Here is a 20639-nt window from a genome sequence, read left to right as displayed (position 1 = left end):
TTGAAAAAAAGGCGGAAGGAAGAATTTCCCTCCGCCTTCTCTTTTGCCACGTAACAGTAATCAAATATTACAGATTAAAGAGTAGCAAATTTCAACAAAGTACGAACCATTTGGCAAGTGAATGAGTATTCATTGTCGTACCAAGCAACAGTCTTAACTAATTGATTGTCACCGGCAGTAGTTACCATGGTTTGAGTTGGGTCAAAGATTGAACCAGCAGTCATACCAACTACATCACTTGAAACGATTTCGTCATCGTTGTAAGCAAATGATGGGCTTTCGTACTTCTTCAATGCTGAGTTAACTTCGTCAGCAGTAACTTTCTTGTCAAGGATTGAAACTAATTCAGTTAATGAACCATCAGTAACTGGAACACGTTGTGCGTGACCATTAACTTTACCGTTCAATTCTGGAACAACAAGACCAATAGCCTTAGCAGCACCAGTTGAGTGAGGAATAATGTTAACAGCAGCAGCACGAGCGGCACGCTTGTTACCACCACGAACAGGACCGTCCAAAAGCATTTGGGTTGAAGTGTAAGCGTGGATAGTAGTCATAGTAGCTACTTTAATACCAAATTCTTTTTGCAAAGCATCAACCATTGGTGCTAATGAGTTAGTAGTACATGAACCAGCTGAAACGATCTTGTCGTCTGCATCTAAAGTATCATCGTTTACTGAGTAAACAATAGTCTTTAAGTCATTGCCAGCAGGAGCTGAAATCAAGACTCTCTTGGCACCTGCGTCAAGGTGAGCTTGTGACTTAGCCTTGCTGGTGTAGAAACCAGTACATTCAAGAACAAAGTCAACACCGTCATTCTTAACCCAAGGAATGTTTTGAGCTTGAGGTTCTGCGTATACACGGTATTTCTTACCATCAACAACAATTGAATCTTCTGTAGCTGAAACTTCGTGATCAAAAGTACCATGAGTTGAGTCATATTTTAGCAAGTGTGCCAAAAGTGCTGGAGTAGTCAAGTCGTTAATAGCAACAACTTCAATATCCTTTGACTTTTCGCCTAAGTCCATGATCCGACGGAATGCCAAACGACCAATACGGCCAAAGCCGTTAATACCAATTTTAACTGTCATATTCTAAAGTCCTCCTTAAGAACTATGTAAGATATGTTTACATCAATTTATTTTAAATGAGAATTACTTCTCCTTTAAAATCTTCTCTGAGGCTCCCTCATCAGTAATTAACCAGGTTTGATGCGGAGCATTAGGCATATAAGCTTTGATTGCTTTAGCCTTGCGGCCGCCACAAGCAAAGGCAAATATGTGGGGTATTTTATTAAGATTCTCAAACTGCAAGCCAACCTGAGGCACGCGGTCAACAATCTTCCCTTCGCCATCGAAAAAACACCCAAAACATTCGGTGACTACTTTTTTTTCACGCAATTCGGATAAGCGAATCGAATCGTATCCTCTGCGTCTTGCCATATCGTGAGCTAACCCAATTCCATGAATTACCACATCTGTCTGTGAAATATCTTCAAGTACATCTGTAAATGCCGATTCACGAATTAAAGATTTATAAGCTGCCGAAGAAATCTGCTCTGGTAAATACAACGTTTTATAGCTACCACCAGTTTCAGCTGCCATTTCTTGCACAATGGTGTTACTTTGAATAGCAACATTTTCACCTAAAGCACCACGGCCAGGCACAAATTCCAATTGTCGATTTTTGCTTAAACTTTTAGACAAGTTCCTAGTTGACTTTGCAAGGGCTTCGCCGCCTAAAACTGTAATGATTGAATGCCCTAATGGTAAAAGCAAATCAAGAGCCGCATTAAGCTCTTCGCCCATTCTCTCATAAACTAATTCTTGTAAATCACTATCTCCTGGTACTATAATCGTGCGCTCTATACCAAGCTTGCGGGCCAACTCAATTTCAGTCTTACCTGCATTAAACAAGCGATCAATAAGAGGAGCAGCTTCCTGCAAAATTTTTTTGCCCTTCTCTGTCATAAACATGCCGAAACTTTTAATCTCAATCAAACCGTGATCTCGCAAATATTCTGTTTCCGTACGCACATTTCTTTCAGAAAGTCCTAAACACTGAGCAACACTTCTACGACCTACTGGTGCATTAAAAGAAATTTGCTCAAGGACAAGATATCTTTGCCGAAAAACTTTTAAGATGTCTGGAACGAGAGCTTCAAGCACGGGAAATTCCGAGTACATTAATATCTCTCCTTCTTCTGGGACTTTTTTGACCCAATTGTTGTCATTAACTGTCCCAGATTGTCTAAAAATATAAGAGAAACATGAACTCATGCTAAATAAGTTACCCATTTCTCAATCGACACCTATAGTATAGCAACCCCCATAAAATAATTCAAGAAAAATTGTGCCCATTAAAAAGTCTTAACAATTTTGCTTGATGATGCAAAAGCTAACCTATTTTCCTAATGTAAGAAAAAAGAATTCAATTTTTACTTCTTTTCTGTTATACTTGTTGTTGTGTCAATTTGGGTCCTTAGTGTAATGGATCGCACGTAAGATTCCGGTTCTTAAAATCTGAGTTCGACTCTCAGGGGACCCATATTTAAATAATAAAACCAAAAAGGAGATAGTCTAATCTTAGACTAATCTCCTTTTGTTGATTATTAACAAACTGCTCAAATTTGCCCTAAAAATCAGTAGCTTTTACTATTAAAAATCTATAATTAGTTTCTTTTAAGTGATTATAAACCCTTTTTAATTTGATTTCTGTTCCATACCATTAACCCAATGACAATAGCTGCAATAGTTATTGCGCCAATGACTGGAAGATTGACTGTCCCTTCGTATACTAACCAAGCAAGAGGACTCGAAGCAAAATCAATGCTTGCAACTGAAGATGTTCCTGCTGGTATTAAGCTTGCTTGGACAATTTTAACTGCTTTAGTAAAAATGCCCGCTAAGGTTGTGGCTGAAAGAACTCCTAATACTAAGCTGACTATACCAACTAACAAAGTCTTAAAGACATTTCCTTTTGTATACGGTAGAACTAAAGGGAAAATGTAAATTAAGCCTGATAAACTGGCAAGCGGTAAAAATTGATTACCAGGAATAATCACTGACAAAAATAGAATTATTGGAATTAAAAGTAAACTCGTTACCAGTGTTACTGGATGACCAATGACTAAAGCAGGTGTCATTCCAATATTAAAGTCCTTGCCTTTGAAGTGACTTTTAACTAGGCTTTGGGTCCGTTTTGCAATTGGTGACAAACCTTCGATAAAAAGACTTGTTATTCTTGGTATCAAAACCATTACAGCAGCCAAGATAACTCCTAGTTGTAAAATTTTAGCAAGAGAATATCTTGCTAAAATGCCAATTAAAATACCCACAATGATACCTAAAACGATTGGATCTCCCAAAACGCCAAATTTTTCTTTCATTTTATTAGCATCAATGTCTATTTTATTGAGACCGGGAATACGATCAATTATCCAATTTACAATGACTGCATAAGGAATAAAACTTACGCAGAAAGCTTGCGGGATGGATATACCAATTAAATCTTTCCCATAAAAATCTTCTGCCTTTTTTTGCGATCTGTCAGCACCTATTAACGTGACAATAATAGTTACACAAGCTGCAAACATTCCCCACCAAAAGTTGTTGGTTGCAAAATAGACTATTGAACCAATAAAGGCAAAGTGCCAATAGTTCCACAGGTCAATGTTTAAAGTCTTAGTAGCACCTATTAGTAAACAAATTATATTCACTAACAAGCCTAAAGGAATAATAATCGCGCCAACAGAAGTTGCAAAAGCAACTTGCGAAGCTGCAGGCCAGCCGATATCCAACGTATAAAGATGTAAATGATAAGTTTTTACCATTGCATTTACAGCAGGACCAATATTATCAGAAAGAAGTTGTGTAACCACACTTAAACCGACAAAACCAACTCCGACTTTAAGTCCAGAAACAAGTGATTTGCCAAAACCCATCCCAATACACAAGCCAAGTATTAGAAAAATGATTGGCATCATCACACTTGCTCCCAGAGACATTATGTAATTTATAAACGTCATAATTGTCTCCTATTTTTAGCAAGTACTAATTAACGAACCAAATAACCACCATCAACAGGTAGAATTGCTCCATTGACATATGCCGCAGCATCACTTGCTAGAAAGACAGCGGGACCCATTAATTCGTATGGTTCTGCCCAATGACCCATTGGTATTCTTCCTAAAATTTCATCATTTCTGTCTTTTTGTGCACGTATTGGCGCCGTATTTTCAGTCTTAATATAACCAGGTGCTATTGCGTTAACTGTTACGTTGTATGCGCCCATTTCAGAAGCAAAAGATTTTGTTAAACCTGCTACACCATGCTTTGAAGCAGTATAGGAAGGAATAAATTTACCACCCTGATATGAGAGCATTGAACCAATATTGATAATCCTACCCGACTTCTGTTTAGCGAACACTTTGCATGCTTCCAAAGACATGTGATAAACTGCACTTAAATTGATTGCAATAACTTTGTCCCAGTCTTCATCCTTCGATTCTAGTAAAGGATTACGTTTGATCATTCCGGCATTATTTACTAAAATATCAATGTGACCCATTTTGTTTAAAGCTTCTTCAATAACTTTATGAGGTTCACCCTTAACTGTAAGGTCACACTTCATGAATTCAACTTTTTGTCCCACACTTTCAATAATTGAACGTGTATTATCCCATTCCAACTCATTAAAGGTCGGGATAAAAATATTGGCTCCAGCTTTAGCCATAGCTATTGCATAGCCTTGTCCTAATCCTGTGTTGCCTCCAGTAATAATTGCAACTTTATTTTTAAGGCTAAACTTATTCATATCGAAGTTATTCTTCAACTCCTCTTCATGTTGACGAATTTCCTCTTCTGATTCATGAATTTCAACCATTTTATAACTCCTCCTATATTAAATCAGCAAATTTCTTATTTAGAAACTGCATTTCTTATTTACAATAATATTGTAGGAGGTTTTAAAAATAATGCAAGGGCTTTCAAACATTTTTTTGAAAAACAAGGAGAGCTAATGACCGAAAATCATCTATATGGTACGGTTCTGCTTAAAGCAAAGAAAATATTAGATTATATTTCTAAATGCGAAACGGCACCAACTTTAAAAGAAATAAGTGATAATATAACTATCACTAAACCGACTATTCTCAAAATATTAAATACATTGGAATATTGTGAGTTTGTACGTTGTTTTGGTAATCCAAAAAGATACTATTTAGGGTTAACGTTTTTAAAGTACGCACAAAAGGCCAGGAATAGTTTCAGCTTAGACAAAATAGCAATGCCTTATATTAATGAACTCAGAGATAGAACAACTGAAGCCGTTAACTTAGGTATTAAAGACAAAAATGTGATTACGTTATTGGATCGGGCTCAAAGTACAAACACCATTCGTTTAAATTTGCAATTAGGCGGCCATATGAACATGTACTCATCAGGTATGGGGAAAGCAATTTTGGCTTGTATGTCAAATAGTGAGATTGAAAAATATCTTGACGAAACCGCGTTAAAAAGTTTAACTGTCAATACGATTACCAATCGCAAAGAGCTGTTAGCAGAAATAAAAAGAACGCGAACAAGAGGCTATGCGATTGATGATGGAGAAAATCAGGACGGAATATATTGCTTAGGATTTGCAATATTAAAAAACGACAAAATATTAGGCGCTTTTAGTATTAGCGCCCCGCATTTCAGAATTGATAATTCTAAGAAAGAATTATGGGTTCAAGAAGGCTTAAAAACAAAAGCAAACATAGAGAATGCAATATAGTACTTCTATATAATAAATTACGTCAGATTAATGGAAAAAAATTAATATTTTGCATACAAAAAGACTAAAAGCCAAAAGCTTTTAGTCTTTTCTTTATGGTCTTTGTGCAAGCAAATAAGCTAATTCTTCTTTATATTTATATTTGATAGCCTTTTGACTTGAATCACTCATATCAGTGAATTTTGAATTAAGCAAATAAACAAAAACTGCTCGCATAGCAGTCTTTTTATTTGCTGCCTGCTGCCAAGCTATTGATTGTTCGCCATCAAGAACAGCAGCTGAAACTTCTTCTCCCCTATTTGCCGGCAAGCAATGCATAAATTTGACATTAGGATTGCCCGTTTTCGCCAATAATTCATCATTGACTTGATATTTAGGATAAAAGATCTTCATGTATTCATCTTTTTCAAGTTCATGATCATATAAACCATACCAAACATCGGTATAAATAAAATCAGCGTTTTGAAGTGAACTTTCATCTTCACTTAGTGTAATTGAGCCACCGTTTTTTTCAGTAATCTTATTGGCTTTATTATAAATATTTCGTGGGATCCACTTGGATTTTGGACCATATTGAACAAAGTGCATGCCCATTTTGGCACACAAAAATAATGCTGAAATAGTAATCTGCGTTGCATCCCCCACAAAAACCAGCTTAATGTCAGATAATCTCTTACCTTCCGGTAAAAATTCTTTAATTGTAATCAAATCACCTAAAGCCTGAGTAGGATGGTCATCATCACTCATAAAGTTAACTACAGGTGCATGCGAATTTTGGGCAATTTCCACAATATCTTCTTGACTAGCAGTTCGAACTCCAATGATATCAACTAAGTCACCTAAAGCGTGACTGGTATCAGCCAAACCCTCATGACCATTTTTTCCTAACTGAATTTGTCCAGGAGCCAGATAAAGCGCATGACCCCCAAGTTCAGTCATTGCTGTTTCAGCAGAACAACGAGTCCTAGTCGAAGTTTGATCAAAGATCATACCTAAGCTTTTGCCTTTTAAAAGCTGAGGGTAATAGCCATGGTTGATAGCCTCCTTAATTTTTAGACCTAAATCAGCCAGGTATTGCATTTCATTTTTTGAAAAGGTACAAGTATCAATAAAATCTTTTTTTACCACAAAGTTCTCCTTTATAAAAATTCTTTCTTTTGCCGCATATCATAATACAGAAATCACTAGTAATATGAAATTAATAACTGCTAACTAAAGAAAAGCTTTACTATTTAAGTATATATTAACTTTTTGGCACCTAAAAAGCCACTGCAGAAATTTTTGCAGTAGCTTATTTTACTTATTCTTATAAAACCAATCTAATTTTGCCAATTATTGAAACTTTTTGTAATTAAAAAAGGTAACCCTAAAGTTAAAATAACGGGCACAGCCATTGCCATGGCCGTCCAGCTTTGTACTTGGCTAGTAATTCCAGCCAGCCAAAAGCTCATTAGTCTCATTTGCCAAGCCCAAGGAACTACAGGCCAAATAAAGTCAAAAAGATTAGTAATGCTCAGACACGCAAAAACTAACCCAAAGAACCCTAAAATCATGGCTCCGCCAACGTTAAATTTTAAAACCAGCCATTGTGTTATCTCATATTGAAGAAAACCAAAAACTGCAAAAATAAAACTGGTGAGGAAAATTTTGATAAATGATAGGTCATTTACCCGGAAAGCAAAACGCAAAATCAAAAAATAAAGCAGGCTCATACCAATAATTTCAATAAAATAGAGCACCCAATAGTAAAATAACTGCAATTGAATAATTAGGCTCCTTGCACCTGAAATTGTTAACCAATTTTTACAATGACCAGCTTTTTCCTCGCGGTCGAAAACTAAGCTAATGACTATACTGATAACTATCGGAGAACTAATTGCCAACAATTCATAAAAAATGGTTACCATAGTGGTCGTGGTGACTGCGTTTTTTCTACTGCCGTAATAAAGTCCTAGTAATACCGGAAAAATAATTAAAGCCACTAAATGAAAATAGAGCAAAAAGCTGCGCTTGAGCTTAATGCCTTCTGACCGGAAAACATTTTTAAGCATTTTTTACTACCTGCTTTCTGAATGAATTAGCGGCTAGATAACTAACTAACACAAACAACAAAATAGCCATTATTAACGTCCAATAATTATTAGGGGCAGTGGTGCCTGCCTTCAGAGGCAGCCCATTAATGTTTATTTTGATTAACGATACCGGAAAGCGTTCAGTCCAGGTAAATGGCCAAATTTTACCAAGGACATAATTATTGACGGCTAAACCGCTAAAGATTCCGGCAAAAGCTAATATAATTGCGACGTACATGTTAGTAATGCGGCTAAACCAAATATAAAGTGGTATTTCCCACAGATTAACTAGCCAAATGCCTAAAATAGCAAGTACACATGAAATTAGGCTGATCTGACTATCAGATAGCAAAAACATTAAAGCGATGAAAATAATCAGAAACAAAGAGGAAATGAAAGTTAAAACAATGATATGCAGTATTCTGCCTAATTCATAATTAAACAAATTGCAAGGTGAACTTAAAATCAACTTATAATCTGTGCTATTTTTCTCACGCCGGTCAAGCAACCCAGTAATTAAAGCAAGAAATAATGGCAACCAAATAATGCTCCATTGATTAATGACACTTTGAATAACGTAACCAGTAGGGGCAAAAATCACTAAAACTATCACTGCTATGAGAAACGGATAAAGCCACAACAGTTGCCTGATAAATGTCCTTTTAGTTTTGATTTTTTCAATTGCCAAAGTATTAAGCATTAATAGCACCAGCCTTTGTCAAAGTATCATTAAATAATTGTTCCAGATTTTCTGCGTGATCTAACGGCTTTTCCAGTAATAAATGACCGTTGCCAATGATGCCGATATTATCAGCTAATCGTTCTACTTCCGAAAGCATATGGCTGGAAATAATGATAGTAATACCACTGTCTTTTAAACTGGCAATTAAATTGCGCAATTGCTGAATCCCTAATGGGTCAAGTCCATTTGTAGGTTCATCTAAAATTAACAGTTTGGGTTTACCCACAAGGGCTAAGCCAATACCCAACCTTTCTTTCATACCCAGAGAAAAGTTTTTAGTTAACTTTTTTCCTGTATTACCAATACCCACAGTAGTTAAAATTGATTGGATTTCAGTTTCTGCTACTCCTCTTAAGCGACAAACCACCTGCAAGTTTTCATAAGCAGTTAAATTACCATAAAGTGGTGCGTTTTCAATTAAGGAACCAATAGCAGTTAAATCATGCCTGGACCATTCGTGACCTGCAAACGTGACAGTACCGCTAGTAGCAGAAACAATTCCCGTTAAAATTTTCATCAACGTAGTTTTTCCAGCTCCATTAGGTCCGAGCAAGCAGTAAACCTTATTTTCTGGGACATGCATGTTTATTCGATCAAGTACAGTTTGGTCTTTAAACTTCTTTGTAAGTTTATTTGTTACTAGTAAATCTGTCATGTTTTCTCCCTTTATACTGTTGTATTTTATTAAAGTATACTCAAATATAATATTTCAAAGCTATTACTGCTATCGTTTTATTAGTGCAGTTCAACTGCTAAAAAATAATTATGATGATTATATAATAAGCAAAAAATATCGGCAATATTTTTAGGCATTTTAGAAGGCAGCAAAAAAGCAGTTTGACTATTCAAACTGCTTAAATTTTTATTAGTTAGTTTTACCAGCGGTCAATTCTCCGCGTTGAGCAAATTCAACATAAAGTTTATCACCGTATGATGACAGGCCCTCAATTTCACGTTTAACATGCAAGCGATGAGTCTTCTTATAAGTACCATCTTTATCAACTTTAAAGATGTAATCATTAAAGCCAATGTAGAATTGGTCGTGCTTTTTGTCGTAGGTAAAGCCTTGAACTGGAGAATGGTTGCTTACAAAGTTGCCCTTTGTAGCTCCAACTTCTACAGGAGTCCAAGTGTCACCATTTCTGGTTACTTTCCAGTATTCGTAGTAGCCGTTACCACCATTATGGAACAGGCAATACATCGTGTTGTCATCAGCAAACGTAGCATTGTGAATATACCTTGGATTACCATAGTTGGAAATTCTAAACGTCCAGATTTGATTAATCTTCATGTCTGACTTACGTATTTGCAAAATTTCTTCTGAAGCGTCAGAGTTGTTCGAAGTATTGTTATTGGCAATTACATAAATGTAATTAGCTGATGAACCGATAGCCTGACCATGACCTAATTTAATATAAGGACTAACTTTAATATGTGAAGCATATTTCTTGAAGGTTGACCAGTTTAAAGTGGACAGGTTTTGGGCTTTATATTTGTTGATATGCTTTAATTCATAAGAAACTAGGTGACCATTTTGCGCTTTACTGGAGTTAAAGAGTGCCACAGTAAAGTTAGAACCATAGACTGTAATTCCTTCAGGTATTACACCTACTTGACCCATCTTGTCTCCTGCCTTGTGATAATCAAGACTTACAAAACGAGGTTGGAACAGTTTAGTCTTTAGAGTTAAGCCGTTTGCTTTAAAAGTATTAGATCTGGTTTCCGGAGTATAGTGATGTGCCGCGTTCCAGTTTCTTGAAGAAGATTTTGAGCTGCCCTTCCATGTAGAAACTTCCTTGGGACCATTCTTAGGTGTCTTGTCAGCTCTTGCTATACCCTCTTTTTTATCTGAACGGACAGTAACGTCTACACTGGCTTTAGCCTTGCCGTAACTATAATCAACTGTAGTCTTACCAGGAGTATTTGAACTAATCTTTGACTTGGAAACTGTGACCTTGCTTGCATCAACAGCTGTACCCGCACTATCAGTCACATAATTAATGGCATCTTTAGTGTTGAACGAATATTTATCATTTTGAACCAGACTGACGTTTTTTGCTACAGAAATCTGGTTTCTGGCAAAGAAGTTTTGACTAACCCAGCCGACAGTCTTGCCGTCAACAATTATCTTCCAAAACTTGCCTTTTTTAGTCGCAATTGATTGCTTGGACTGGATTTGGGCATGTTTGAAATACTTAGTTGAAGTAAACTTGCCTGACGGGCCCTTTTTCGAAGCATTATGATAGACTGCATAAGTACCATTACCGGCTATTTTAGTGACAGCCTTGTGGTAGGTTTTAGCAGAAATATAAGAATTATTACTCCCAACAAATAAGCCGACTGCAGCTATAGTGCCAGCAACCAGCAACTTATTTTTAAAACTTTTTTCCATTAAACTTTCTCAACCTTCCTATAAATATAATATAATAATAGTTTTGCACTTTTTATGGCATAAATCAATAGTTACTTGTGTTATAAAATAAAAGATACCTTATCATTAGATTTTTAAAATCATTTAAGATAAAATATAGACTTGTTATCTTTAAATAAGGGAGTAGTTTCATGGGTGAAACACCAAATAATTCTAAAAAGATGATGTGGACAACTCTTGCTACCATGGCTTTTTCCATTGTGTGGAGCTTTGGTAATGTTGTTAACGGATTCATATATTTTGACGGCACCAAGGTAATTTTCAGTTGGATTATTATTTTCCTGCTTTTCTTTATTCCTTATGCTCTGATGGTCGGTGAGTTAGGATCTGTTTTTAAGGATTCTGAAGGCGGCGTGGCCTCATGGGTTAATGCCACTATTGGTCCCAAATGGGCTTATTACGCCGGCTGGACATTCTGGGCAGTTCATGTGGTTTACATTTCCAGTAAAGGCACAGGCGGTTTAAGAGGAATGGCCTGGGGGATTTTCGGCAATACTAATTGGTACGACAGTTTACCAACTGCCTGGACACAATTAGCTACGCTAGTGGTATTTCTCTTCTTTTGCTGGGTAGCTAGTCGCGGAATTCCAGTTATTAAAACTTTGTCAACTATTGCTGGAACTTCTATGTTCATCATGTCAATTTTGTTTATTATCATGATGTTTGCGGCTCCAATGATCAACCCACACGCTAATTTCTATACTATTAACTGGAATTGGCAAAACTTTATGCCAGATTTCAATACGAAGTATTTCACTTCTCTTTCTATTCTGGTATTCGCTGTCGGTGGCGCTGAAAAGATTTCGCCGTATGTTAATAAGTTGAAGAATCCGTCTAAGAACTTTCCTAAAGCTATGTTGGGCTTAGCCGGAATGGTTATGATTTCTGCGATTTTAGGAACAATTGCTTTAGCATTAATGTTCGATCCTAAAACTGTAAATGGCAATTTAAACGAATACATTTCAAACGGTCCGTACATTGCCTTCCAAAAATTGGGAGAATATTATGGTGTAGGCGGATTGTTCCTGTACATCTATGCTTGGTGTAACGTAATTGGGCAATTTTCTGCTCTGGTAATCAGTATTGATGCACCTTTAAGAATGTTATTAGGTGGTAAAGAAGCTAAAGACTTTATTCCTAAGAAATTATTAAAGGTCAACAAGCATGGTGCCTACATTAATGGTATCTGGATGATCGTTATTCTTTCTGGTGGTATTATCGCGCTGCAAGCAATTATGCCTGATGCTCAAGCTGTAATGGCTCAATTAGTTAAGCTTAATTCAATTGTCATGCCAATGCGTTACCTTTGGGTTTTCATTGCTTACTTAGCTTTACGTAAGCAACACGAAAAATTCCACACCGGACTTGAAAACTATCAGATGACTAAGCACCAATGGCTGGCATACACAGCTGGTGTGTGGGGTTTGGCAGTAACTATTGCTTGTTGTTTAATGGGGATGTATTCTAACGATCCGTTTACACTTTGCTTGAATATTGCCACTCCAGTAGTTTTATTACTGCTCGGCTTGATCATGCCAACAATTAGACGTCGGGAAGAAGCCAAAGCTAAATAAGCTGTAACAGTTAAATATTCGTAAAACCGCCTAGCAATTGGCGGTTTTTTATTTAGCAAAAATGTTAAACTGTATTTATCAAGAAGGAGATGAGAATTTTGCCTAATTTTGTAGATGATGCTGAAAAACTGCTTAGAAGTCACCATTTAAAAGCTACTAAGCCGCGATTAAAGATTTTGGAATACCTAATGGCGCATCACAATCATCCAACTGCTGCAACCATTTATAATGCTATTAGTGGTGCTGAACCAACTTACAGGGCAACGGTTTATAACACACTCAATAAGCTGGTTGAGGCTGGAATTGTAATCGAAATTAAAAATGGCGATGATTCTCTGCATTATGACTATTTTGTCAAACCGCACTTTCACATCATTTGTAAAAATTGCGGCAAAATTGCTGACGTTTACTACCCTGACTTTGATACGATTGAAAATCATATGAGAATTGAAGCAGAAAAGCAAACAGGTTACACCACATCTTCCAGTCATGTTGAGATATATGGGCTGTGTCCAGAATGCCAAGATAAAGAAAAAAGAGCTGACTAGCTCTTTTTTTATATGGTTGGAAAACTATCTTTTGTTTTTTTCTGCTCTAATTCAGCTGCCAAATCAATTTTTCTACTAGCGTTTTTGCCTAATTCAGCCAGTTTCTGGTTCATATGACAGATATCATGACAAGCAGGAGAGGTAATTTTAGACAAGTTATTATCTTTTGAATCATTTTTGCTGCGAATTTGACTTGTAGAATTCAGACTGAAATTTTTATTATGTAAGCAATTATCAAGCGTCCTGTCAATTACTTGTGCTTTGTGATAGGCCTGATTCATACTGCACAAGTTACTATAGCAAGCTAAACTCAAAAAACTCAATTCATTCATTTCCTTACTCCATTCTAAAAGATATGATTTAGCTTCAGGAGTTTGGTTATCAAATTGAAAGATATCTTTTTTGATCCTTTGATCTAGTTCATTAAGCAATTTTTTCTTTTTTAGGGCAGCTTGCCTAGGCTTTTCAATACTGCTTCTTAAATTATCAGGTTTCCCTTGTGCCCGCTTAAAGTAATTCCATAGCAACACGACAATTTTATATATTAGGAAGATTAAGGCAACAGTAGCAGAAATCAAGATTAAAATACTTAGAGTTGCACAGACGCCTTTAATTAAAGGAATATTTAACCGGTCTAACATCTTCAGCATTATTCCGATAGCAAATAGTATCAAGGTAGAAATAGCTAAAGCCAGTATAATATTAGTTTCCGGTGGCTTTGCTAAAATCAAATCTTTTAATTGCACTTGATATTCAAAAATCTGATGATCCTGATTAATATTTGCGGCAATTTTCGGATAAATCTGTTCCAATTCGTCATCGCCATTCATAAGAATTTTGTATGCTCTACATGAAATCTTCCCCAGTAATCTAACATAGTTTTTACTTTTCCGCTCTTGAAAAAGAGCAACTTTTAACGATTGCTCTAAGAAAATAATTAATTCTTGTCTATTTAATAATTCAATATTTGTCATAATGTTTTACTACCAAAACGATTTTAGTCAAATAATTATTAACTGCCTTCATGATCTATTGATTGAATATATTTGTAGCTAATTCAGTTTATATCCCTATTAACTTAACAAAATATAAGTCATGACTTATTTGTTAAATATAATTAGATGTAAAAGCGCTACAAGTAATCATAAGACTGAATTAACGGTTTTTGAACATTGTATAAATAGAATTAAAAAGACAAATTTAATTAGTAGTTTATAATCATTTTATTAATATACAAATTTGGTATCAACCAAATTAAGTGATTTTAGTGCTAGCAAGGCTATTTAATTCACTTTACTTTTTTAATTTATCTATAAAATAATACTCTTTTTCGATTATTATAATATGATATGAAATTGGATATGAATATACTTTTTTGTTTTTGTTTACAAGACAGCTTTTTAGAAATTTTAAAGTAAAAAAATAAGAGCCATACGGCTCTTATTGAATTATCAATCTAGTTGACATTCGCGCTTACTAACAACTCAGCTCTTTGAGCCAAATTGACGTATAGTTTATTATCGCTAACTGACATTCCTTCTATTTCGCGACCTGTATCAAATGAATAAGTATCTTTCAACTTACCATTACGACCAATCTTAAAGATCAAGTCGTTAAATGCCAAGTAAAAGTTTTTATTCTTAGTATCGTATGTGAAACCTTGAATCGGAGCGTTATTGTTCACAAAATTGCCATCTGTCTTGCCTACTAATTGTGGATACCAATTATCTCCCTTACGGGTAAATTCCCAATATTCAAAACAATTGTTTTCGGTATCGTGATAGACAGTATACATGTCATAATCTGAAACAATCACACCATTTTGGAAGTAGCGGGGATTCTTTTCATCCCCAACCCAAGCTTTAATTGTCCAAATCTTGTTAATTTGTAAATCACTTTTACGGATTTGTAACAACTCCTCTGAATCAGTGGTGTTTTTCAAAGTATTATCATTATTCAAAACATAAATATATTTATCACTTGCACCCATTGCCTGACCGTGACCAATTGGGATATATGGACTTACTTTGATATGTTTAACGTAATTGTTGAATTTCTTTTGCGACATATCTAGCAAATGTTGCGCATTGTATGGATTAGTTAACTTGTTCAAGTCGTAGCCAACAATATGACCAGACATTAAGTTTGTATGACTTAAAAGACTAGTGTAAGCCCAGCCATTAGAAACTGTCACGCCTTCTGGTATGTGACCAACCCGGTTTATATTATCGTCTGTTGGGTCAGCAACACTCAGTAAAACTGGTTGATAGAATTTAGTTTTTAAAGTCATATCCCCACTAGTCAAAGTGTGTTTGCTGGTTTCCGGTGTATATTCTGTAGGGCTAATATAATTTATTGATGAACCATAGTGTGTCTTCCACGCTTGATAGTCATTCGTACCGGGTTGAGCAGTTACTGCATTTACTGCATCAGCGTCAACCATACCTTCCTTGGTGCTCTTTCTGACTGTAATCTTAACAGTTGCAGTTGCATCGCCATAAGTGTATTTCACTTTATATGTCTTAGGAGTCCAGCAATCAATGCTCTCGCGTGAAACAGTGACCATGCTATTATCAATTACCGTTCCCATATAATTGGTTACATAAGAAATAGCGTCTCTAGTCGAAAAGCTGTAAAAATCATTACGCACCAAAGAAATAGTCTTAGGCACTGCTATTTGATTTCTAGCAAAGTAATTTTCGTTAACATAACCTACTTCACGCCCGTTAACATAAATGCGCCAATAACGGTACTTTTTCGTTTCAATCAGTTGGTCTGATTGAATATGGCTATAACGAAAGTTAATACCGTCAGCTACCTTGGTTTTAACTTTACCATTAGTAACTTCCTTCCAAATCTTATAGTTTTTGTTACCAGCAACCTTGGTCATCATTGAATAACCCGTAACTACTTGCTTTGGTTTAGGCTTTTTAGTATTCTGATTGTCTTCACCCGTCTGGTCAGAGTTGTTGGTATTATCAGTACTACCATTATCGGTATTCGTGTCTGTATTTGCATCAGTTGAGTTATTTGATGACTTATTATCATCTTGAACTGGCGGCTGAGGGCTATCTGAATCTGCCGCAACTGATGTAGTTGATAGACCGGTGTAAACTAATAAACCGGCAACTAATGTCAGTGAAATTGTTGCTATCTTCTTATAAAGCTTCAAAATAAATCCTCCAAAAATTAAATTTATACTTAAATTATATAATAAAACCTTCACTAAAAAGAATACAAAATTAATACACTTTCATTGACAGCAAGTAATGTAAGTGATTTAATTAGCACTGTACTTGATAGAGTGCTAATTATATTTAGGAGGTAGAAAGATGCTTGTACCTACAGTTATTGAACAAACTGCACGTGGCGAACGTGCATACGACATTTATTCACGTTTGTTAAAAGACCGTATCATCATGCTTAGTGGTGAAATTAACGATGATATGGCTAACTCGATTATTGCACAATTATTATTTCTTGATGCTCAAGATAATACCAAGGATATTTCACTTTATATAAACTCACCTGGTGGAGTAATTACTTCTGGTTTGGCAATCATGGATACCATGAACTTTATTAAATCAGATGTTTCAACCATTGCCATCGGTATGGCAGCCTCAATGGCTTCCATTTTGTTAACCAGTGGTGCAAAAGGTAAACGTTTTGCTTTACCTAACTCCACGGTTTTAATTCACCAACCTTTAGGTGGTGCTCAAGGCCAACAAACTGATATTCAGATCGCAGCTAATGAAATCTTAAAGAGCCGTGAAAAAATTAACCGTATTTTACATGAAACTACTGGTCAGCCTTTGGAAAAAATCCAAAAGGATACTGAACGGGACAACTACATGACAGCTGAACAAGCTAAAGACTATGGTTTAATCGATGAAATAATGGTTAACCAAAAGAAATAAGTATTTAAAAATTTGTGTTTTAAAAAGCAACCTATCAAATGATGGGTTGCTTTTTTATTTTCTCAAATTTTGTGCCATTTCGTGTATTTTCTTAAAACGATGATTGGCTCCAGACTTCGAAATAGGGCCATCTGGAGTTTGCTGTGCTATTTCTTTCAGCGAGAGTTCAGGTTCATCTAAGCGCAATCTGGCTATACCCTGCAATTTCTCTGGGATATTCTCTAAACCGATTTTTTGTGCTATTAGTTCAATGTCTTCAACTTGTTTGGCAGCCGCATTGGCTGTTTTTTTCAAATTAGCCGTGTCGCAATTTACTAGCCGATTGACGGAATTACGCATATCTCTCATAATGCGCAAATCCTCAAATGCCAACATCGCATTTAGAGCGCCAACAATGTGCAAAAAGTCGCCGATTTTTTCAGCTTCTTTCAAATAGACAATATAGCCCCGCCGTCTTTGTGTGCTCTTGGCATTAAGATGAAATCGTTCATTCATAATAGTTAACAGGTCATTATTATGATCCTGATAAACTGAATATATCTCTAAATGATAACGGCTGGTAGTAGGATTATTAACACTGCCACTTGCTAAGAAAGCGCCACGTAAATAGGACATTGCACCCTCACGTGACTCTATGATCCTTTTTGGTATTCTGGTAATTAAGTGAAGGGAAGGAGTAAGAATTTCCAAATTTTGCAATATTTCTTTGACATGATTTTGCAATCGCACCAAATACTGATTATTTTTCTTCAACTTCATTTTGCGCGAAACTATTAATTGTGGTTCTACTTTGTAAGCGATTTTTATTAAAGAAAAAATTCGTCTAGCGATTGCAGGATTTTCAGTAGTAATGTCAAGGCTAAACTGGTGCTCGTGAAAATTCAAAACGCCGTTCATACGTAAAAAAGCTGCCAGTTCAGCTTTGGCATGTTCGGGATGAATTTTTAAAGAAGTTAATTCTTTCTTCACGTTACTTGCATAGCTTGCCATTATTTTTAGTCCTTCCTGCGAGCCATCGCAGCAAATGCCAGATTAATAATTTCTTTGGCTACTTTTTTACCATCGTGAAAGACTAGCCCACTTCGCTGATCAATAAAATCAGCGGTAATGACTCTGCTTCCCTGCTCCCGCAAGCCCTTATAATCGTTTTTAACAGGTTCAAGATAAGCATCATAATCGTTAGGGTTAAACTTAGACATATCAATTTTAGCGCCATTGACTAAAGTGGTATTAATATAATGTCCGCCCAAATGCTCGTTAATTACCTTAACATGCTCACAGTCTGAAAAATGATCAGTTTCACCTTTTTGCGTCATAATATTACAAATATAAATGACTTCTGCGCTTGTTTTTCTTACTGCTTCGCCTAAATTGGGGATCATGAGATTAGGCAAGATGGACGTAAATAGACTACCAGGCCCTAAAACTACCGCATCAGCATTATTTATAGCAGCTAAAACTGGTGGCACCGCTTCAGGTTCACTTTTTGACTTAGTGTTGGTAACCCAAACTCGTTTAATTCTTTTATCCTTGTCAGTAATTTCCTTTTCACCAGCTTGAATAGAGCCATCCACAAATTCCGCATTCAGTGTCAATGGTTCATTAGAGGCAGGGTAAACATGACCGTCAATCCGCATCATTTTTGAAAGTGCTTGAACAGCGTCAAAAATATTACCGTGCATTTCGTTTAAAGCAGCAATTATCAAATTGCCGATAGCATGACCTGAAAAAAATGAGTCGGAAGAATCAAAGCGATATTGGAAAACATCCTTTTCTTCCTGAGAAATTTCACTTAAAGAAACCAGAACATTACGGATATCACCAGGGGGAACAACGTTGATAAAATTGCGAATTGAGCCGGAAGAGCCACCATCATCAGAAACAGTCACAATAGCAGATATTTCAGCATTTTGCTCCTTTAGCGCGTTTAAAACTACAGGCAGTCCAGTACCCCCACCAATGACGACAACCTGTGGTCGTCTGCTTCTAGTAACATGAATTACTTTATCATTATATGTCATCAATTTATCACCTATTTCTAGTGTAACGACTAATTTCACGATGGGTTATATCAACTGTATAGTCTTCAGCTAAATCTTTAGCCAGCTGATTTGCAATTGCGACGCTTCTATGTTGCCCACCGGTACACCCAATTGCAATAGTTAATTTAGTCTTGCCCTCTTTGATGTAACCGGGCAATGCACTTTTTATCAAATCTAAAAATTTCTGATAAAAAATACGCGTTTCTTTCTTATCCATCACATAGTTAAATACCCTCTTATCCAAACCGGTAAAAGGTCGCAATTCAGGAATATAAAAGGGATTGGGCAAAAAGCGCACATCCATTACAATATCTGCATCAATGGGCATTCCGTATTTAAAACCAAAAGATAGAACCTCAATTGAAAACGGCTGCCTGTGTTTGGCACTAAACTTATTAGCCAGTTCTTGTTTTAATTCTTTCGGACTTAAATTAGAAGTATCAATAATATCATTGGCACGATTTTTTATTCCGGTTAAAATGCGCCTTTCTGCTAAAATACCGTCTAGTAATCGCTCATTTTGGGCTAAAGGCGGAACACGTCTAGTTTCTTTATAGCGCGCAACTAAAGTATCATCCGCGGCGTCTAAAAAGACGATCCGAGTCTGCACCGTACCATTATCTTCTAGAGAATTAATTTCATTACCTAAATCTTTATAAAACCGTTTCACCCGTAGATCAATTACTACTGCAACTTTAGTGAAATCATCTGAGTTAACGATTAAATCCCAAAAACTGGATAGAAGAGATGGAGGCAAATTGTCAACTACAAAATAGCCCATGTCTTCCAGAGCATGGGAAGCGACCGTTTTTCCCGCACCACTCATGCCTGTCACAATCAGTAATTGCTTTTTATGCTTAGCCATTTTTGCTGACCTCCTATTACTAAAATTATAACATACCAGGTGTGCCATTACTTTTTGGGCAAAAAAAAAGTTCAATAGAACTTTTTATTTTTTACCTGTTAACAAATGCAGCAATAATTTCATTAATACCAAAAATTAGTAACCAGAAAGAAACTAGCCAAATTAAAGTTAATGCTGATAAAGCTGGGTTAAACATCAAACTAATAGCGATAAACAAGCCTAAGATATTCAGTATTATATTAACCCAGAAGAAAAAGGTTGAAACAGCCCGCATGTGCCAAGAGAAAACGATGCCAGAGATTGAGTCAAATAAGAACCAAAATGCAAATAAGTAAGCAATGGTTAAGCCACCAGCATCATAGGAATATAGGAACAAAATACCAACAATAATGTCTAAAACTCCTGACACAATCGACAACCAGCTTGAAGGGATAAAATACCGAAAACGACTGTAGAAAACTAACCAGACAAAGCCCTGAACTATTGACACTATGGCAAAGAGCAATACAAAAGCATGTAATGCCTTACCGGGATGCCGCAGTAAAAAGAGCCCTGCAATTATCATTAAAACACCAGAGATAAATGCAGCCCAGTTAAATCCGCGATTTCCTCTGTAACTAGAAAAATTATCCATTTTTATTCCTCCTTGGGCTTTATTTTACACTTTATCAGA

Annotated in this window: 19 protein-coding genes; 4 read left to right on the top strand and 15 right to left on the bottom strand. The window is 36.1% G+C overall.

Annotation, left to right across the window (positions count from 1 at the left end):
* Positions 1 to 74: 74 nt before the first annotated feature.
* The 4 genes from gap to kduD form a co-directional block, all read right to left on the bottom strand.
* Positions 75 to 1091: a type I glyceraldehyde-3-phosphate dehydrogenase gene (gap, locus tag LACWKB8_RS03335; RefSeq protein WP_038521966.1), complete on the bottom strand. Its 1017-nt coding sequence runs from the start codon at positions 1089 to 1091 to the stop codon at positions 75 to 77.
* Positions 1092 to 1154: 63 nt separating this feature from the next.
* On the bottom strand, positions 1155 to 2186 hold the full coding sequence (locus LACWKB8_RS03330) for a sugar-binding domain-containing protein (RefSeq protein ID WP_038521962.1): 1032 nt from the start codon (positions 2184 to 2186) through the stop codon (positions 1155 to 1157).
* Between the two features lie 503 nt (positions 2187 to 2689).
* Entirely contained in the window at positions 2690 to 4027 is a 1338-nt protein-coding gene (locus tag LACWKB8_RS03325; protein ID WP_038521959.1) for a PTS galactitol transporter subunit IIC, read from the bottom strand.
* 29 nt (positions 4028 to 4056) lie between these two features.
* Positions 4057 to 4884, bottom strand: coding sequence for a 2-dehydro-3-deoxy-D-gluconate 5-dehydrogenase KduD (kduD, locus tag LACWKB8_RS03320; RefSeq protein ID WP_038521956.1), 828 nt, complete (start codon positions 4882 to 4884; stop codon positions 4057 to 4059).
* Between kduD and LACWKB8_RS03315 the strand changes: the two genes are divergently transcribed.
* Positions 4870 to 5775, top strand: a complete 906-nt coding sequence (locus LACWKB8_RS03315; protein WP_242491938.1) for an IclR family transcriptional regulator — start codon at positions 4870 to 4872, stop codon at positions 5773 to 5775. The two genes, kduD and LACWKB8_RS03315, sit on opposite strands and share 15 nt — an antisense overlap.
* A gap of 93 nt (positions 5776 to 5868) precedes the next feature.
* On the opposite strand, the gene argF is transcribed toward LACWKB8_RS03315, so the two are convergent.
* The 5 genes from argF to LACWKB8_RS03290 form a co-directional block, all read right to left on the bottom strand.
* Positions 5869 to 6903, bottom strand: a complete 1035-nt coding sequence (argF, locus tag LACWKB8_RS03310; protein WP_038521950.1) for an ornithine carbamoyltransferase — start codon at positions 6901 to 6903, stop codon at positions 5869 to 5871.
* A 191-nt stretch (positions 6904 to 7094) separates the two neighbouring features.
* Positions 7095 to 7826 carry a lantibiotic ABC transporter permease gene (locus LACWKB8_RS03305; RefSeq protein WP_038521947.1) on the bottom strand — a complete coding sequence of 244 codons (732 nt, stop codon included), beginning with the start codon at positions 7824 to 7826 and terminating at the stop codon, positions 7095 to 7097.
* Complete coding sequence (locus LACWKB8_RS03300) at positions 7819 to 8547, bottom strand: lantibiotic immunity ABC transporter MutE/EpiE family permease subunit (protein ID WP_038521945.1); 729 nt, start codon at positions 8545 to 8547, stop codon at positions 7819 to 7821. Before LACWKB8_RS03300 ends, LACWKB8_RS03305 begins: the two co-directional genes overlap by 8 nt.
* Positions 8540 to 9244: a lantibiotic protection ABC transporter ATP-binding subunit gene (locus tag LACWKB8_RS03295; RefSeq protein WP_038521942.1), complete on the bottom strand. Its 705-nt coding sequence runs from the start codon at positions 9242 to 9244 to the stop codon at positions 8540 to 8542. Before LACWKB8_RS03295 ends, LACWKB8_RS03300 begins: the two co-directional genes overlap by 8 nt.
* Before the next feature lie 210 nt (positions 9245 to 9454).
* Positions 9455 to 10981, bottom strand: a complete 1527-nt coding sequence (locus tag LACWKB8_RS03290) for a GW dipeptide domain-containing protein (RefSeq protein WP_038521939.1) — start codon at positions 10979 to 10981, stop codon at positions 9455 to 9457.
* A 170-nt stretch (positions 10982 to 11151) separates the two neighbouring features.
* On the opposite strand from LACWKB8_RS03290, the gene LACWKB8_RS03285 reads away from it, so the two are divergent.
* The gene (locus LACWKB8_RS03285) at positions 11152 to 12594 is read left to right on the top strand and encodes an APC family permease (protein WP_038521937.1); all 1443 of its coding nucleotides are present in this window, start codon (positions 11152 to 11154) and stop codon (positions 12592 to 12594) included.
* Between the two features lie 98 nt (positions 12595 to 12692).
* Entirely contained in the window at positions 12693 to 13142 is a 450-nt protein-coding gene (locus tag LACWKB8_RS03280; RefSeq protein ID WP_242491937.1) for a Fur family transcriptional regulator, read from the top strand.
* 8 nt (positions 13143 to 13150) lie between these two features.
* On the opposite strand, the gene LACWKB8_RS03275 is transcribed toward LACWKB8_RS03280, so the two are convergent.
* Complete coding sequence (locus tag LACWKB8_RS03275) at positions 13151 to 14116, bottom strand: hypothetical protein (RefSeq protein ID WP_038521934.1); 966 nt, start codon at positions 14114 to 14116, stop codon at positions 13151 to 13153.
* A 482-nt stretch (positions 14117 to 14598) separates the two neighbouring features.
* Entirely contained in the window at positions 14599 to 16314 is a 1716-nt protein-coding gene (locus tag LACWKB8_RS03270) for an SH3-like domain-containing protein (RefSeq protein WP_082229328.1), read from the bottom strand.
* A gap of 160 nt (positions 16315 to 16474) precedes the next feature.
* Between LACWKB8_RS03270 and clpP the strand changes: the two genes are divergently transcribed.
* Positions 16475 to 17059, top strand: a complete 585-nt coding sequence (gene clpP / locus LACWKB8_RS03265; protein WP_038521932.1) for an ATP-dependent Clp endopeptidase proteolytic subunit ClpP — start codon at positions 16475 to 16477, stop codon at positions 17057 to 17059.
* Between the two features lie 54 nt (positions 17060 to 17113).
* On the opposite strand, the gene whiA is transcribed toward clpP, so the two are convergent.
* The 4 genes from whiA to LACWKB8_RS03245 form a co-directional block, all read right to left on the bottom strand.
* A complete protein-coding gene (gene whiA / locus LACWKB8_RS03260; RefSeq protein ID WP_038521929.1) occupies positions 17114 to 18049 on the bottom strand; it encodes a DNA-binding protein WhiA in 936 nt (311 codons plus the stop codon).
* Positions 18050 to 18054: 5 nt separating this feature from the next.
* Positions 18055 to 19080, bottom strand: a complete 1026-nt coding sequence (gene yvcK, locus LACWKB8_RS03255) for a gluconeogenesis factor YvcK family protein (protein WP_038521927.1) — start codon at positions 19078 to 19080, stop codon at positions 18055 to 18057.
* 7 nt (positions 19081 to 19087) lie between these two features.
* A complete protein-coding gene (gene rapZ / locus LACWKB8_RS03250; protein ID WP_038521925.1) occupies positions 19088 to 19966 on the bottom strand; it encodes an RNase adapter RapZ in 879 nt (292 codons plus the stop codon).
* 91 nt (positions 19967 to 20057) lie between these two features.
* Positions 20058 to 20600, bottom strand: a complete 543-nt coding sequence (locus LACWKB8_RS03245) for an HdeD family acid-resistance protein (RefSeq protein ID WP_038521922.1) — start codon at positions 20598 to 20600, stop codon at positions 20058 to 20060.
* Between the last annotated feature and the right edge of the window lie 39 nt (positions 20601 to 20639).

This window comes from Lactobacillus sp. wkB8 (assembly GCF_000761135.1).
GTDB lineage: Bacteria > Bacillota > Bacilli > Lactobacillales > Lactobacillaceae > Lactobacillus > Lactobacillus helsingborgensis.
This window is presented reverse-complemented; position numbering and strand designations above follow the sequence as displayed.